We start from the raw sequence: 14,291 nt of genomic DNA, 5'->3' as shown, positions 1-14,291 counted from the left end.
GATGGCAATCGAAATCACAACCCTTGACGACGCGGCCGAGTGGAACGATCTCGTTGACCGAAGTTCGCAGGCAACGCCGTTTCATCGGGCCGAAAGCCTCGATGTGATGGCACGCCACGCCGACGCAACGCTACACCCCTACGCGGGATTTAAAGGCCAGGAGCCGGTCGGCCTCTTTCCGCTCTTCGAGATCTCGAAGGGGCCGGTCAGCACCGCCTTCTCGCCGCCGCCCGACCTCAAGATCAGCTATCTCGGCCCCGCGCTGTTGAACCACACCAAACAGAAACAGCGCCGCCAGGAGAAGACCAACAGCCGATTTATCGGTGGCTGTCTGGAGCGGCTCGCCGAGACGATCGACCCGAAGTACATCCATCTCCGAACCAGCGTCCAGTACACCGACACGCGGCCGCTGATCTGGGGTGGTTTCGAGCCGACGACCCGCTACACCTACGTCGTCGATCTCGACCGCTCGGAGGACGATCTCCTGGCGGCGTTCAGCAGCGACGCCCGGAGCAACATCACCAACGCCGACGACGCCGACTACGAGATCGGCCAGGGCGGCGAACGCGAGATCAGACGGACGATCCAGGAACTCCGGACCTACCATGAGGATCAGAACGTGGGATTCCACATCACCCCCGAGTTCGTGGTCGACCTCTTCGAAGAGCTTCCCGACGAGTGCTTCCGGATCTACACCTGTCGGGTCGACGGCGAGCTGGTCGGTGGCCACATCACGCTCGAAGCGGGCGAGACGATCTACGGCTGGCAGTCCTGGGGATCGCGTGAGACGGACATCCCGGTCAACGATCTGTTGGACTGGGAGATCATCACCACGGCCCGCGAGCGCGGACGCAGCCAGTACGATCTCGTCGGCGCGAACAACGAACGGATCTCGAAATATAAGGCGAAGTTCGGCCCCCAGCTGCGGACCTACCAGACGATGGAACGGGGAACGCCAGCGATGACACTCGTTTCGGAGGTTTATAAACGTATCCGGTCGTGAACCGACAACGGGATTCGATACTGTCGCACAGAATACGTATTTTCCAGCTGACTTATATAGTTAGCTGCGTACTTTATAAATATATTGTGAATATTCAATATATCTAACCACACGGTTATAAACACATCCCGTTGTAAACGTCCGCTACGCAGCTGGTTAGTTTATAAACACGTGCGGTAGCCAGCGGATACCATCCGGTAGCAACCAGCTACTCGTCGGGATCGACCCGCGTGTTGTGCGGCCAGTTGGTCAGTCCGTCGACGACCATCGCAAGGCCCAACACGAACAGTCCGCCGAGGACGCTCGCAAGCGACTGGCCCTCGGATTCCTCGCTTCCGAGCGCAGCCACCAGACTGCCGAGGGTACCGACCGCGCCCGCGACGTACAGCGTGAGGACCGAGACGCCCGCAGCCGTCCGTCGACCAGACCAGAGCCGCCAGAGGAACGTCCGCAGTAGCATGACTGAGACGCGGGGAATGTAGGTGAGGTAGTTGATATCGCTGTGTTCGTCGCCGTAGTTCAGCGGCGAGGGCACGTCGGCGACACGGTGGCCGGTGACGTTCAGCCGAACCAGCAGGTCGTTGCAGTAGCCGTAGAACTCGTACATCCCCTCGATGTCGGCCTCCTGGAGGGCCTCCAGCGAGATCGCCGTATACCCCATCTGGGGGTCGCCGACCCGCCAGTAGCCGCTGGCGATCTTCGTCAGCAGCGTCAACAGTCGGTTGCCGAGCAGCCGAAATCGTGGCATCTCCTCGTGGTCGGTCTCATAGACCAATCGGTTTCCCTTCGCGTAGTCGGCCTCGCCGTCGACGATCGGCTCGATGATGCGTTCGAGGATCGTCGGGTCCATCTGTCCGTCGCCGCCCATTACGGCAGTCACGTCAATCTCATCGTCGCGGGCCCGCAGGTAGCCGGTCTTGATCGCGCCGCCGACGCCCCTGTTTTCGTCGTGTTGGATCGGCACGACGCGCTGTTCGAAACTCGCCCCACCGTCGGTCGCGGTGACGCTGTCGTTGACGCACTCGGCGACCTCGGTAATCTCGTCCCACGTGTCGTCGGTCGACTGGTCGTCGATGACGTAGGCGCGGTCGACGAACGCCGGGAGCGTGTCGATCACGTCACCGACGAAGCCGGATTCGTTGTATGCCGGAACGACAACAGCGACTGTGTGGTCATTGTACATTGGTGTTGCTGGCGGACGGTCCACGCCCGGCCGCTACGAGAGACAGGGCGGGTTCGAGGTTTTGTTATACTCTCCTTTCGGGACTGTATCCGGTGGTTTCGAGCAACCCACCAACGCTCCCGAGAGGGAGTTCGATCGGTGCGTCGAAACCACACCGAACGCGAGTAGCAACAGGCTGTAGCTAGTAAGTGAATGAATACGAAAAGTGGATTTCAGATTATAATATTCATAACAAACCGAGAGTATCGCCTGCGATTGCCTGTGAACGACCAGCGTAAGCCGCAATCTATGAGCATCACCCGACGACCCGGGCGTGGCGTTGATCTACGCATCACGGGGCAGACAAATGCGTAGGGGAAGACGCGGATCACTACTGGCAGGTATCCTCGTCGTGTGCCTTGTGACATCGCTCTTCATGCCGACAGTCGCTGCCGACTCCCACGACGCGTCGGACGACGAGAGCGACAGAGCCTATCAGCTCGTCCACGGGTACGATGAGACCCAAGTGATCTCGGTCGACCCGATAGCGGGCGACGAACCCGTTGAGGAGTTCTACGACGCCCGCGATCCGGATGGACAGTCGCGTAGCTCCCTGGGCACGAGCGAGTACCAAGAGGACGACAAGAGTATGCTCATGCTGTACGAGGGGCCCGACGGCGTGAGCCTGGTGGCCGTCCACGACAAATACCATGAGGACCGGGCCGAGGGGACGCGGGGCGGTTCGCTGAGCTGGACCGTGAGCGGACTGCCGGAAGACGGGGAGTGGGCCGTGATCGACGACGATCCGGGCCGGATCGAGGACGACTCACACGACGACCGGTTTTATATCGACCCGGACCACCGGGAGGGATTCTCCGAAACCGACGGCGAGCCACCGGGGAGGGCCGACGCCCTGTTGAGTTGGGAGTGGTCGACCGGAGAGACCGACGGCGTCGCCTACCGCGGGCTCAATCAGGACGCCTCGATAACGATCACACCCGGGTTCAATGAGGAATCCTACCGCCGACATGACGACCAGCAAGACGCGTCGAGCCCTGCCGACGGAAACAACGGTACAGTCGACGACTGGGTAGCGATCGTCCCGACCGACGACGGGTTCGAACGGATGGATTTCCACCACACTCACGAGCCGACGCGGATTCGGAGCACGTCCGAGCCGACACGGCTAGGCGAGATGACGCTCGAAAACGACAGCATCGACCCCGGCGAACCGGCACGCATCACCGCCGTGATCGAAAACCCCGGTGACACCGACTGGACCCACGAGGCGAGCCTCCGTATCGGTGACTCCGAGCTGCAGAGCCAAACGGTGACCGTTCCCGCAGGCGAGGAACGATCCGTCGAGTTCTCCCAACAGATCTCCCAAACGGGCGTCTACGAGATCGGCGTCGACGACGAGCAGCGGACGCTCACGGTCGGTGATCCCGAGAGTTCCGACACGGACAGCGAGGAGACCACCGACGAACAGGCACCCGGATTCGGCCCTGCTGTCGCACTGATCGCACTCTGTGTAGTGGTCCTCGGAGCGAGACATCGAACAAACAACTAGGGCTGTCGGGTCCAGGAGACGTCAGCGGCGGTTGCAGCCGATCCCCGCCTCCAGTCAGTTGGACGACGGTATCGGAGGTCACAATCGAACAGTCCGCCTACAGTCGGATATCGTCTCGGTTCTGCACCCTGAGTAGGCAGACGATACGTTCTTCGGTGTCTCGTTTTGCTAGCCATAACAAACGGGTATGCGGTCGACGCTTTGCGCAGTGAGCCGAGAGACGAGTCATCAACACAGCAGCCGAAGAAACGAGCTTCGAGACATGGCGACGGGACGGGATCCGAGGCTGAGACAGTATGCGTAGGGGCCGCATGAGTATCCTGTCTGGGCTCCTCGCTTCCCTCCTACTCACGTCGCTTGTGGCCCCGGTCGTCTATGCGGACAGTCACACCGGCTCGGAGTCGGACCGCGTCTACCAGATCGTCCAGGGAGAGCAAGTGCTCTCGGTCGAGCCGGTCTCCGGAGACGAGACCGTCGAGGAGTTCTACGACTACCGCCATCCGTACGTCGGCAGTCGGGACGATCCGTCCTGGGGGCGGTCGTTTAGCTCCGTGGGCACAACCGACTATCAGCGGGACGACACGAGTATCCTCCTGCTGTACGAGGGACCACAGGGGGTGAGTCTCGTGGCAGTACACGACAGATACCACGAGGAACAGTCCCAAGGAACCCCTGGCGGCTCGCTGAGTTGGACCGTAGACGGGCTTCCTGAGAGTGGCGAGTGGGCCGTCATCGACGACGAGTACGGCTGGCTCACCGAAAACGAGTCGAAAGACGACATCTTCCGGCTCGATGCGGCCCACCGGGCTGGCGCACCCGGCAACGACGGCGCAGCGCCGGTCGGTACCGACGCCCTGCTGAGTTGGGTCTGGACGACCGGACGGAGCGACGGCGTCGCCTACCGCGGACTCGAAAACGACGCGTCGATCGTCATCAACCCAGCGTTCAACAACGAGTCCTATCACCGCTACGGCGACGAGCGGCGGCCCGATGTCCCACCGGACAGACCGGAGGCGAACGCGGGATACAACGGTATCGTCGACGATTGGGATGTCGTCGTCCCATCCAGTGGCGACGACGACGATGTCGAACACATCGAACTCGACAGTCTCGACGAACCGGTGGCAGTTCGAAGCACGTCGACGACGCCCGCACCGCGGTCGGTGAGTCTCGATACCGACCGGATCGACCCCGGCGACACCGCAACGCTGTCGGCGACCATCGAAAACCCCGGCTCCGTCGAGTGGACTTACGAGGCACAGCTCCGGGTCTACGACACCGACCTCCAGACGGAAACCGTGACCGTGCCCGCGGGCGAGGAGCGGACCGTCGAGTTCACCCAGCAGTTCGGCGAAGCCGGGCGCTACGAGATCGGTGTCGGCACCGAGCAGGCCACACTCACCGTCGGCGATCCCGATGAGAGTACCGACGATTCGCCGTTCGACGACCCCGACGAGACCGGCGATACCGAGGGGACAGACGGAACCGACGATCGGACGCCTGGATTCGGCCCGGTCGCCGCGCTGATCGCCCTGCTCGTGGTCGCTGTCGGCGCGAAATCTCGAACTGGTTCGTGAAAACAGCCCCCGACATCGACCGTCTACTCTCTATTTGTAAGCAGATCCGAGGCACCCAGCCGACGGACATCGGTGTCGACGTCGTCGAGCTCCGAGCCGCAGCAGTCGATGACGACCGCGTCGTCATAGGCCGACCAGTCGATGTCTTCGAACGCCAGCCGGAAGGAGAGCACGACGACCGCGTCGGGATCGAGCCCGGTGGCCGACTGGATCGAGACCGTATGCGGCGTGAGGCTCCGCGGGAGGTCGGCGACCGGATCACAGACCAGTGGCCTCGTTTCGGCGCGGGTTAGCTCCCGAATCAGTACGGAAACGGGCATCGTCTCGGCCGACGAGCCACCCTCTTCGGAGGGGACGCCCAACACCAGGATCGTCGTCTCGGTATTGCCCTCGGTGGGTGGGTGGTGGTCAAGCGTGTCGAGGACCGTCTCGGCGATAAGCGAGGGGAACCCTCGGGAGGACTCATAGACGCTGTCCAAAAGCGGAGTCCGGCCGACAAAGGCATCACGAAGGAAGCCAGCACCGATCGGTTCCTGTCCGTCGACGCCGGGTCCGGGTACCGGAAGATCGCTCCGCATCGAGACGAGTTCGGCGACCGCGGGCACGTCGACGTCGGGTGCTGACACCGCCAACTCGTTGCTGAGCGACCGGAGCATCTCGGTGGCGGTGCGTTCGACCGCCCCGACACATTCGGCGGTCGTGAGTTGGGGTGTCGTCGAAACGGTTCCGGTCGTCAGCGAGGAACACAGCTCCGCAGCGACGCTACTGGCCCGCCTGTCGGTGCCAGCGACCACCAAATCGCCGGTTCGGATCGACCGAAGCGAGGGGTCGGCCGGGAGCGCACAGACTGCAAGCCCGAACTCGTCGGCCGACAGCCCGCTTTGTTCGACCAGCGTCGACTCGACGATCCCCTCGGTGGTCCCCGGCGGTACCGGCGTCGTGAGTACGACGACATCGCCGGGCGAGATCTCGGTGGCGATATCGCGGACCGTCGCCCTGAGCCTCGAGAGGTCCGGCACGTCGTCCTCGCGGAGGCCGGTGGTGACCGCGACGAGGTGGACCGTCGACTCGGCGGCGGCCTCCGGGAGGTCGGTCGTCGCCCGGAGCCCGCGGTCGGCCGCCTCGACCAGACATTCCGACAACAGCGGATCGGAGACCGGCGAGGTTCCGTGTTGGATCGCCGCCACGGGGGTACCATCGGTGTCGGCTGCGGTCACTGCGGAGACGACACGGGCAGACAGTGCCGACAGCGCGAGGCCGGTCCGACCCAGCCCGTAGACGGCGACACCGATCTCGGTCGGATCGAGCGTACGGTCGCCACCCGCGAGGCCGGAGCCGTCGGGATCTCTCAGTGGTTCGATCATTCGCGTGCGGCCACGTCCGTCACGCGGCGGACGAATTCGAGCGCGCGAATCCCGTCGGCCGCCGAGACGACCGGCTCACCGCCGGTCCGGACGGTCTCGATGAACGACGCGAGTTCCTTTTTCAGTGGTTCGCCGTTTTCGACGGTCGGCCGCTCGGTGATGTTTTCGTGGCGGTACCGGACGTCGCCGTCGGACTCGATGTACTCCGGCAGCGAGTGGCGATTGATCCGGACCGACTGAGCCATATAGTCGACGGTGACCCGGCAGTCCTCGGCGGTCACCGACAGCGTCCGGACTTTCTGTTGGGTCACCCGGCTGGCAGTAAGGGTCGCCACGATGCCGTTTTCGAACTCGACGGTCGCCGCAACGTACTGGTCGGCGGCCGTCTCGGCGGCATATATATCGGCGACCGGGGCCTCGACCAGCGACAGCAGGATGTCGGCGTCGTGGATCATCAGATCCATGGCGACACCGTCGTCGATCTCCCGCTTGGTCGGCGGGCCGAGCCGCTGGCAGTCGAGGGCGATCACATCCAACTCGGTCGCGAGCTCCGAAAGCGTCCGGACCGCAGGGTTGAACCGCTCGACGTGTCCGACCTGCAGCGTAAGACCGGCGTCGTCGGCTGCGGTCAGGAGCTCCCGACCGGTTGCCGGATCGTCGGCGATCGGTTTTTCGATCAGCAGGTCGACGTCCGCCTCGATCGCCGCCATCCCCATCTCGTAGTGGTAGGCCGTCGGAACGACGATCGACACCGCATCCGCGACCGACAACAGCGAGTCGACCGACATCGGCGTCGTCCCGTACTGTTCGGCGGTCTCGGTGGCCTGTTGGGCGTCGACGTCAGCAACGCCGACCAGATCGACCGTCGGCAGCTCGTGATAGACGCGAGCGTGGTGTTGGCCCATACTCCCGACCCCGATCACCCCGACTGCCAGCCGCTCAGTCATCCGACTCACCCCCCGGTTCGACGGCCGTGGGTGGCTCTTCGATCTCGGTCGGGTCGTCGATCCGCCCGTATGCACGGAGCAGTGTCGTCAGTCGATCGACATCAGCATCCGAGAGTCCAGGATGGACGGGCAGCGAGACCACTTGCTTGGCAGCGCGTTCGGCTTCCGGTGCCCTAACATCGAGGTGGTCGTACGGCGGCTGGTGGTGGATCGGTGTCGGGTAGTAGACTGCGGTGTCGACGTCGGCCGCATCGAGATATGACCGGAACATCTCCCGGTCGTCGGTTCGGACCGTGTACTGGTGATAGACGTGTGTGAACCCGTCTGGTTCGGTCGGTGTGATGATCGACTCGACGGGAGCGAGGGCCTCGGAGAGTGCCTCGGCGTGTGCCCGCCGGGCCGCGGTGTAGTCGGGGAGTTTCTCCAGTTGGGCGAGGCCGAGCGCGCCGCTGATGCTGGTCAGCCGGTAGTTGTGGCCGACCGTCGCGTGTTCGTAGCCCTCGGTTCGGCCGTGGTTGACGAATCGGGCCGCCCGCTCGGCGATGTCGGCGTCGTCGGTGAGGACCATCCCGCCCTCGCCGGTGGTCATGTTCTTGGTCGGATAAAACGAGAAACAGGCCGCATCCCCGAGCGAGCCAGTCCGTCGACCGTCGATGGCGGCCCCGTGTGCCTGGGCGGCGTCCTCGATGAGGAGACAATCGTATTCGTCGGCGATCTCGCGGAGCCGGTCCATCGGGGCCGGGAGGCCGTAGAGGTGGACCGCGAGGATGGCGTCGACCTCCCGGTCGGCCACGGCGGCTTCGACCGCCTTGGGATCGAGATTGTAGGTTTCGGGGTCGATATCCGCGAAGGCGACCGACGGTCCCGCCAGTTGGATCGCGTTGGCGCTGGCGATAAAGGAAAACGGCGAGGTCAACACGGTGTCGTCGGCGTCGAGTCCGACCGCACGGACCGCGGTTTCGAGCGCCGTCGTCCCGTTGGAGGTGGCGACCCCGTGGTCGGCCCCACAGAAGTCGGCGAAGGCGGCCTCGAACGAGCGGACGGTCGGCCCGTCGGCGAGCCGACCGCTATCGAGGACCTCCTGGACGCGGCGGTGTTCGTCGGGGCCGATGTCGGGATCGGCGATCGGGATCTCACTCATCGGGGCCTCCAGGCTGGCGGCCCCTCGGTGAGCGATACGGTACCGGTGTCGGTGGCAGTGTGTGTCGGATACATTATGACGGATACGATGGGGGTCCAGCCGTGACAGACGGACCACGGCCACAGTGTCAGTGAAAAAACGGGTTTCGGCCTTTGTTATGATTCCATTTGAGGCAGGTAGTAGCCTGCTTACCCTGTCGGTATTCCCGAGAGACACCGTTCAGCGGGATGGCGACCCGACAGCGTTCGGGTCGTCGTCTATCTGTTCGATTTCTGTCTGTTCGTCGCTGATTTCGCCGTCGACCGTGAACTCGTCGCCAGCGTCGCTCCCGGCCTCGTCGACCGCAGTCACGGTGAGGTGGACGTTCCGGTAGGCGCTGTCCGCGCCCGGCTCGGCTGGTGGTTCACCCGTATACAGGTAGTAGCTCAGCCGGAACTCGCCCGGTGATTCGGGCGTTACCGTCTGTTCCTGGAGGGCGCGCTCGCCACCGTCGAGTGTCGTCTCGAAGCGACCCAGCTCGGTCGATTCGATCGCCGTCACCGAGCCCTCGTTGTCGATCACCTGTTCGGCCACAACGACGACCGTATACTCACGGGACTCACCCTCCCGGTTGTCGATGCCGATCACGAACTCGGCGGTCTCGTCGACGCCGATCCGGTCGGGGTAGTCGCCGAGGGTCAGCTCGCCGCCCGGCGATTCGGTCATCACGCGAAGATCGGTGAACTGCTCGCCGTCCTGTGGCACCGCAAAGACGTAGCCGACCGAGAAGACCGCAAGCAGGACGGTCGCCGCCAGCGCGATGGTGGCGATCCGTTCGGCCCGCGGCATCGGCCCGCTGAACGGGGCCGTTATCGCGGCACCGATCGCCTCCAGCGGGAGGCTAAACCGTTCGTTGGTCGGGACGCGGAGCCGCCGGGCGGAAGCGACCAGCGCACCGATCAGGACGGCCCCGACCAGCGTTGGGATGATCACTCCACCGAAGGCCTCGACCGGGAGGAGTTCGAGGCCGAAGCCGTAGAACGGGACGACCGCGACACTCAGCCCGACCGAGAGGGCCGCCCGTTCGGGAATCGTGATACGCCCCAGGTCGCGGATCGTCGCAAGCGATCCGTTCCCGTTCGAGCCGGAGCGATCGACCTCCCCGTGTCGCGGGAACAGTATCCCGACAAGCACGTAGCCGGGGAAAAACAACAGTAGCGGGACCGATACCAGAAACCGCAGCGGCGTCGACGGGACGACGTAGTAGACCAGGAGGCTGGCGAGGACGGCGACCGAAACGACGACCATATCGATCGGAACCGTCCGCCCGGAGAGTGCGAGCCGTGACTCGCTGGATTCGCGCAACGTCATTCGGGATGGCTCTCGCCGAAATCGTGGATGGGTCGGATGTGATACATACGGACTTGTACGACGCGGGACGTGGCTTTGTTATGCCGTCCATTGTAGCCGCCGTCAGCGTATCGTATCTATCCCCTACCGATGGGAGACGGGGAACACGACGGTAAACGGTAGATTGTCAGCAGTGACCACGTTGTCGCTGACGGTCCGCAGACTGCAACTAATCCTCGGCACGCGTGGAGAAACAGGCCCTTACTGCAAATAACAGACTCGTAACAAAGTATAGGACTGGTGTGTATTCAGTCGAATCTCACGTAAGCCCGACGGATATCGGGTAACCACACCAATACCAACATATCAATTCCGAATGTCAGACACTGATTACCAACCGCTGTCACAAGATCAGGTTTTCGACCTCCTAAGCAACTCCAGGCGTCGGTTCGTCTTGCACTACCTCAAGCAGGCAGACGGCCCCGTTCGGCTGAGCGAGCTCGCCGCCGAGATCGCGGCGATCGAAAACGAGGTCTCGGTCGACGATCTCTCGAGTCAACAGCGCAAGCGAACCTACGTCTCGCTGTACCAGACCCATATCCCGAAACTCGAAGACGCGGGGGCGGTGAGCTACGACGCCGAAACGGGGATGGTCGAACTCGCCTCGGGAGCCGGTGAGATCGGCGAGTACTTCCAACAGCAGACGGACGCCCGACCCTGGCAGTACTACTATCTGCTCCTCGCGGGCGGTGGACTGATACTGTACGTCATCGCCGGAATCATCGGTGTCTCGACCGGCGTACAGTTCCTGATTGGGGCCGCAGTGCTCGTCGCGTTCGGTGCGGTCGCGGCCGTCCACTACGTTTCGGTGCGGCGGGAACGAACCGAGTTGCCAACAAACCTCATCGAACAGGAGTGAGACACCACGATCGGTGGCTAGGCGTCCCCGGAGAGCGGGTTGAAAAATCAGCTAGTGGTCGTTCTATGGCTGTTTTCCGCCGCCTTCGCGGAGGTCCCGGAGCGTCAAACAGCTGAGACAGCCGTAGAGTGAGCCGTCGTTCGCACCGAACACACGGACGAACTGCTTTGTGACGTAGTGACCACAGTTCTGACACTGCCGTTTGGTCGACCGGTGTTCACCGGTGGTCTCCTGGGGGTGGAGTGTGTCCATGGTGGCCGCAGGAAGCCGATCGGCTTTGTTATAATCTGCCATAGGACCGTTTCGGACCGTTTGCCGATGGAATGTTCCCGTCTCGAGGACTGTCTTCACCCTGACCGGAGCTGTCAACAAGGTAAACATAGTTCAGCCGAGATTACCGAGATGGTAAGATGATCCAAACGACGGATAATATGAGAAATACCCGGAAACAGCGCGTAAACAGTCTGTAACAGAGGGGTAGCATCGCCAACCTCATATGTACAGAAGGGGTCATTAGCACAGAGGCTGCGGCGCAATGCGGGAGGCGTAGCTGCACAGCACGCTCACCCACTGGGATAGCTCGTCCCGTGTGACGCCCGCGATGAGACCGATCGAGCGCGGTCTACCGGTGTTGGATAGGTTACGAGCCGGTCGATGTCGGCCCTGCATTCCAGCCTTCGAATCGACACGGGAGATCCGCAGTGAGACACAATGACAGAGGTACAAGAAATGGCAGAAGATTGGGATGAAATCGGATTCGTAATCAGCTCTCAGTATCGGATCGCGGTGTTGAAACGACTGGCCGACGGCCCGGCAACACCCTCTCGGATCGCTGAAGACTCCGGCATTGGCATCACACACGTTTCACGAGCCCTCGGTCGGCTCAGAGAACGGTCGCTCGTCGAGCTGCTCGTGCCCGAAGAGCGGAAGAAAGGACGCGTCTATGGCGTTACCGAACGCGGCGAGGAGCTCTGGGAACAGATACAGGCGAAAAACCTCATCGACTGAGCCGTCCTCTGTTTCGAAACACTCGCTCAGTCGACAGAAATCGTCAGTGACAACGGCCACTGACTGGAGGGCACACACGAACACGTGGTGTAGTTAGCAGGCGATCGGTCGGAACCATTACTCGTCGTCGGAGTCCGGCAGAAGCATCTCGGGACGCCGTGCGTAGGCAGGCGTCTCTACGAACTGTGAGATGCGGTCTAACTCTTCGTCCGTCAGCCAATCAGACATACAGAGCCACATTCAACACACTAATATAAAAATGTAGAGGTACCACTCAAAACGCGGATACGATACACAATAATAACCACGTCAGTGATCGGTCCCTGTCGCTCAAGACCCGCAGTTTTCGGCCGTATCGCCGTGGACGAGAATCGTGCCAGCGGCGGTTACGGTTACCGCACAGCTTCCGAAGGGAAACGAGACCTGGAGGTCACTGCCAGCCGAGTCGGCTCCGAGCAGCGTTTCGAGGGCATCCGGGTCGACCACGTCGTACAGACGGGGCTCCACTGAGAGTGGATCGATCCCCGAAACGGATGCCACTGCCCGGATAATCGAGACAACGATTGACTGTTCCTGTGGGTCGTGTCGAAAGCGGTGTGTCTGGGTATCCGATCGGTCTGTCGGCTCGTGGGTGCCCGGAGAGATGTCTTCTATCATAGTGAGCGTACACTGGCGAGTAGAATACATTATTCAAAAGCGTTTCTGTTATCTCGAGTTTATTCACAGAAAACTGGATTTATAGGCATCACGTCATGGAGAAACCGGAGTTTAGGAGCCTCTTACCACTCTTCTCAGAAATTGAAATCGTAATAGTCGGAAGCTAACGCCCATTCACCGAGCAACTGTTACAAACATATGTTTGTAATTTATAGACGCAGTCTGAACTCGGATCGATCCCTCGACACAGCGCCGCTCGGGCTGGCAGCACGGTTGCCAGGACGACCACACAAACGATAGTATATAACTACGAAGTAAGAAGCGAATACCTCGCGTCGAGTCGACAGCCCTGTAATGTGCCCCTCGGCCTACCGAAAGCGACCGTCGGGAGTCCGGTCACAGCGACCGGCCAGCGGGATCGTCGACGGGATACAGGCCCATAACAAAATAGCCCGTTGTGCCATATGGACTCGATGTCGCTTCGAACGGCTGTTATCGGTGGCGGGACTGTATCCGAAAACCATCTCTCGGGGCTCGCTCAAAACCCGAAGACCGAGCTGGTAGCGATCTGTGATCTCGACGAGGAGACGGCCAGAGCAAAAGCCACCTCCTACGGGATCAAGGCGTACTTCGATGTGGGTGAGCTCCTGGAGTCCGAACGTCTCGACTGGGTCCACGTCTGTACGCCGCCCCAGACCCACCTCGCGGTCGCAACCGAGGTGCTCGAAGCCGGGGTGCCGACGCTGGTCGAAAAGCCGGTCACCGAAACCATCGAGGAGTTCGAGGAGCTCGCGGCGGTCGCCGAGCGGGAGGACGTGCCGTTTTCGGTCGTCCACAACCACAAGTTCGGCCTCGTGATGCGGACCGTCCTCGAAGAGATCGAGTCGGGCGAACTCGGCAAGCTCCGGGGCGTCGACCTCTTATATACGGGCTCGACCGAACCCGACACGGCCAACCGTGGGGCCTGGAACTTCGAACTCCTCGGCGGGGAGTTCGAGGAGGGACTCCCCCACCCGCTGTATCTCGGGCTCAACGCGGGCGGCTTACCCCGGAGCGACGCGGACGTGGCCGCCCAGACGAGTCTGGTCGGCGACTACGAGATGGAGTTCGGCTACGACTGCGCCCAGCTCCAGTATGTCAGCGAGGCGGGGACGCTGTGTACGATCAAGATGCTCTCTGGGACCAAGCCCGTCAGAATCCTCTATGTCCACGGCTCGGAGTCGACGCTGGCGGCCGACCTCGTCTCCCAAACGCTCGTCCGGCTCGACCGCGATTACAAGGCCTCGGCGCTGGCCCGCGCGCAGAACAACATCGACCAGATCGTCGATCGCGTCCGCGGGACGGCCGAAAACGTCGGGGTCGTTCTCAAGGACAAGCGCGCGGGTGAGTGGGAGACCGCCATGGAGCGCAACGGCAGCTACTACCAGTTCGACGCGGAGGCCGAAGCGCTGTTGACCGGCACCGAACCGCCCGTCTCGGTCGACGAGGCCCGCTGGACGGTCAAGCTCCAGGAGGCGATCCGCGACAGCGTCCCCCAGACGGAGACGGCGGCGACCACCGACTCCGACGGCTCGGCGGAGTCGGAAGTCCCATCCGACGACTGACCTCGAACTC

The 14,291-nt window shown here is 62.4% G+C and carries 13 protein-coding genes; 6 read left to right on the top strand and 7 right to left on the bottom strand.

Annotated elements, in window-relative coordinates; all coding sequences use genetic code 11:
• The first annotated feature begins 1 nt into the window (after nt 1).
• Nucleotides 2-1,003 carry a lipid II:glycine glycyltransferase FemX gene (locus NO877_RS07210; protein WP_256395648.1) on the top strand — a complete coding sequence of 334 codons (1,002 nt, stop codon included), beginning with the start codon at nt 2-4 and terminating at the stop codon, nt 1,001-1,003.
• Between the two features lie 208 nt (nt 1,004-1,211).
• On the opposite strand, the gene NO877_RS07205 is transcribed toward NO877_RS07210, so the two are convergent.
• A complete protein-coding gene (locus NO877_RS07205) occupies nt 1,212-2,186 on the bottom strand; it encodes a glycosyltransferase family 2 protein (RefSeq protein WP_256395647.1) in 975 nt (324 codons plus the stop codon).
• A 415-nt stretch (nt 2,187-2,601) separates the two neighbouring features.
• On the opposite strand from NO877_RS07205, the gene NO877_RS07200 reads away from it, so the two are divergent.
• Both NO877_RS07200 and NO877_RS07195 read left to right on the top strand, forming a co-directional pair.
• Complete coding sequence (locus NO877_RS07200; RefSeq protein ID WP_256395646.1) at nt 2,602-3,735, top strand: PGF-CTERM sorting domain-containing protein; 1,134 nt, start codon at nt 2,602-2,604, stop codon at nt 3,733-3,735.
• Nucleotides 3,736-4,031: 296 nt separating this feature from the next.
• Nucleotides 4,032-5,312, top strand: coding sequence for a PGF-CTERM sorting domain-containing protein (locus tag NO877_RS07195; protein ID WP_256395645.1), 1,281 nt, complete (start codon nt 4,032-4,034; stop codon nt 5,310-5,312).
• A gap of 23 nt (nt 5,313-5,335) precedes the next feature.
• Here the strand turns inward: NO877_RS07195 and NO877_RS07190 are convergent, their stop codons facing one another.
• From NO877_RS07190 to NO877_RS07175, 4 genes are all read right to left on the bottom strand, one after another.
• On the bottom strand, nt 5,336-6,676 hold the full coding sequence (locus tag NO877_RS07190; protein ID WP_256395644.1) for a nucleotide sugar dehydrogenase: 1,341 nt from the start codon (nt 6,674-6,676) through the stop codon (nt 5,336-5,338).
• Complete coding sequence (locus NO877_RS07185) at nt 6,673-7,623, bottom strand: Gfo/Idh/MocA family protein (protein WP_256395643.1); 951 nt, start codon at nt 7,621-7,623, stop codon at nt 6,673-6,675. Before NO877_RS07185 ends, NO877_RS07190 begins: the two co-directional genes overlap by 4 nt.
• Complete coding sequence (locus NO877_RS07180; RefSeq protein WP_256395642.1) at nt 7,616-8,764, bottom strand: DegT/DnrJ/EryC1/StrS family aminotransferase; 1,149 nt, start codon at nt 8,762-8,764, stop codon at nt 7,616-7,618. The genes NO877_RS07185 and NO877_RS07180 overlap by 8 nt, the downstream gene beginning before the upstream one ends.
• Nucleotides 8,765-8,983: 219 nt before the next feature.
• A complete protein-coding gene (locus NO877_RS07175) occupies nt 8,984-10,114 on the bottom strand; it encodes a DUF1616 domain-containing protein (protein WP_256395641.1) in 1,131 nt (376 codons plus the stop codon).
• A 355-nt stretch (nt 10,115-10,469) separates the two neighbouring features.
• Here NO877_RS07175 and NO877_RS07170 point away from each other — a divergent pair, with 355 nt between their 5' ends.
• Entirely contained in the window at nt 10,470-11,012 is a 543-nt protein-coding gene (locus NO877_RS07170) for a DUF7344 domain-containing protein (RefSeq protein ID WP_256395640.1), read from the top strand.
• A 63-nt stretch (nt 11,013-11,075) separates the two neighbouring features.
• On the opposite strand, the gene NO877_RS07165 is transcribed toward NO877_RS07170, so the two are convergent.
• Nucleotides 11,076-11,306, bottom strand: a complete 231-nt coding sequence (locus NO877_RS07165) for a DUF7563 family protein (protein WP_256395639.1) — start codon at nt 11,304-11,306, stop codon at nt 11,076-11,078.
• Nucleotides 11,307-11,741: 435 nt separating this feature from the next.
• Between NO877_RS07165 and NO877_RS07160 the strand changes: the two genes are divergently transcribed.
• A complete protein-coding gene (locus tag NO877_RS07160) occupies nt 11,742-12,020 on the top strand; it encodes a winged helix-turn-helix domain-containing protein (RefSeq protein WP_256395638.1) in 279 nt (92 codons plus the stop codon).
• Nucleotides 12,021-12,350: 330 nt separating this feature from the next.
• On the opposite strand, the gene NO877_RS07155 is transcribed toward NO877_RS07160, so the two are convergent.
• A complete protein-coding gene (locus NO877_RS07155) occupies nt 12,351-12,677 on the bottom strand; it encodes a HalOD1 output domain-containing protein (protein WP_256395637.1) in 327 nt (108 codons plus the stop codon).
• Between the two features lie 473 nt (nt 12,678-13,150).
• Between NO877_RS07155 and NO877_RS07150 the strand changes: the two genes are divergently transcribed.
• Nucleotides 13,151-14,281 (top strand): Gfo/Idh/MocA family protein, encoded by a 1,131-nt coding sequence (locus tag NO877_RS07150; protein ID WP_256395636.1) that lies wholly within the window; start codon nt 13,151-13,153, stop codon nt 14,279-14,281.
• The last annotated feature ends 10 nt before the right edge of the window (nt 14,282-14,291 follow it).

The organism is Halohasta litorea (assembly GCF_024494645.1).
Lineage (GTDB): Archaea > Halobacteriota > Halobacteria > Halobacteriales > Haloferacaceae > Halohasta > Halohasta litorea.
This window is presented reverse-complemented; position numbering and strand designations above follow the sequence as displayed.

Coding starts and splice junctions, on each gene's coding strand:
- NO877_RS07170 (WP_256395640.1), top strand. CDS start 10,470: ATGTCAGACACTGATTACCAACCGCTGTCACAAGATCAGGTTTTCGAC.
- NO877_RS07180 (WP_256395642.1), bottom strand. CDS start 8,764: ATGAGTGAGATCCCGATCGCCGATCCCGACATCGGCCCCGACGAACAC.
- NO877_RS07155 (WP_256395637.1), bottom strand. CDS start 12,677: ATGATAGAAGACATCTCTCCGGGCACCCACGAGCCGACAGACCGATCG.
- NO877_RS07150 (WP_256395636.1), top strand. CDS start 13,151: ATGTCGCTTCGAACGGCTGTTATCGGTGGCGGGACTGTATCCGAAAAC.
- NO877_RS07175 (WP_256395641.1), bottom strand. CDS start 10,114: ATGACGTTGCGCGAATCCAGCGAGTCACGGCTCGCACTCTCCGGGCGG.
- NO877_RS07210 (WP_256395648.1), top strand. CDS start 2: ATGGCAATCGAAATCACAACCCTTGACGACGCGGCCGAGTGGAACGAT.
- NO877_RS07160 (WP_256395638.1), top strand. CDS start 11,742: ATGGCAGAAGATTGGGATGAAATCGGATTCGTAATCAGCTCTCAGTAT.
- NO877_RS07185 (WP_256395643.1), bottom strand. CDS start 7,623: ATGACTGAGCGGCTGGCAGTCGGGGTGATCGGGGTCGGGAGTATGGGC.
- NO877_RS07165 (WP_256395639.1), bottom strand. CDS start 11,306: ATGGCAGATTATAACAAAGCCGATCGGCTTCCTGCGGCCACCATGGAC.
- NO877_RS07200 (WP_256395646.1), top strand. CDS start 2,602: ATGCCGACAGTCGCTGCCGACTCCCACGACGCGTCGGACGACGAGAGC.
- NO877_RS07205 (WP_256395647.1), bottom strand. CDS start 2,186: ATGTACAATGACCACACAGTCGCTGTTGTCGTTCCGGCATACAACGAA.
- NO877_RS07190 (WP_256395644.1), bottom strand. CDS start 6,676: ATGATCGAACCACTGAGAGATCCCGACGGCTCCGGCCTCGCGGGTGGC.
- NO877_RS07195 (WP_256395645.1), top strand. CDS start 4,032: ATGCGTAGGGGCCGCATGAGTATCCTGTCTGGGCTCCTCGCTTCCCTC.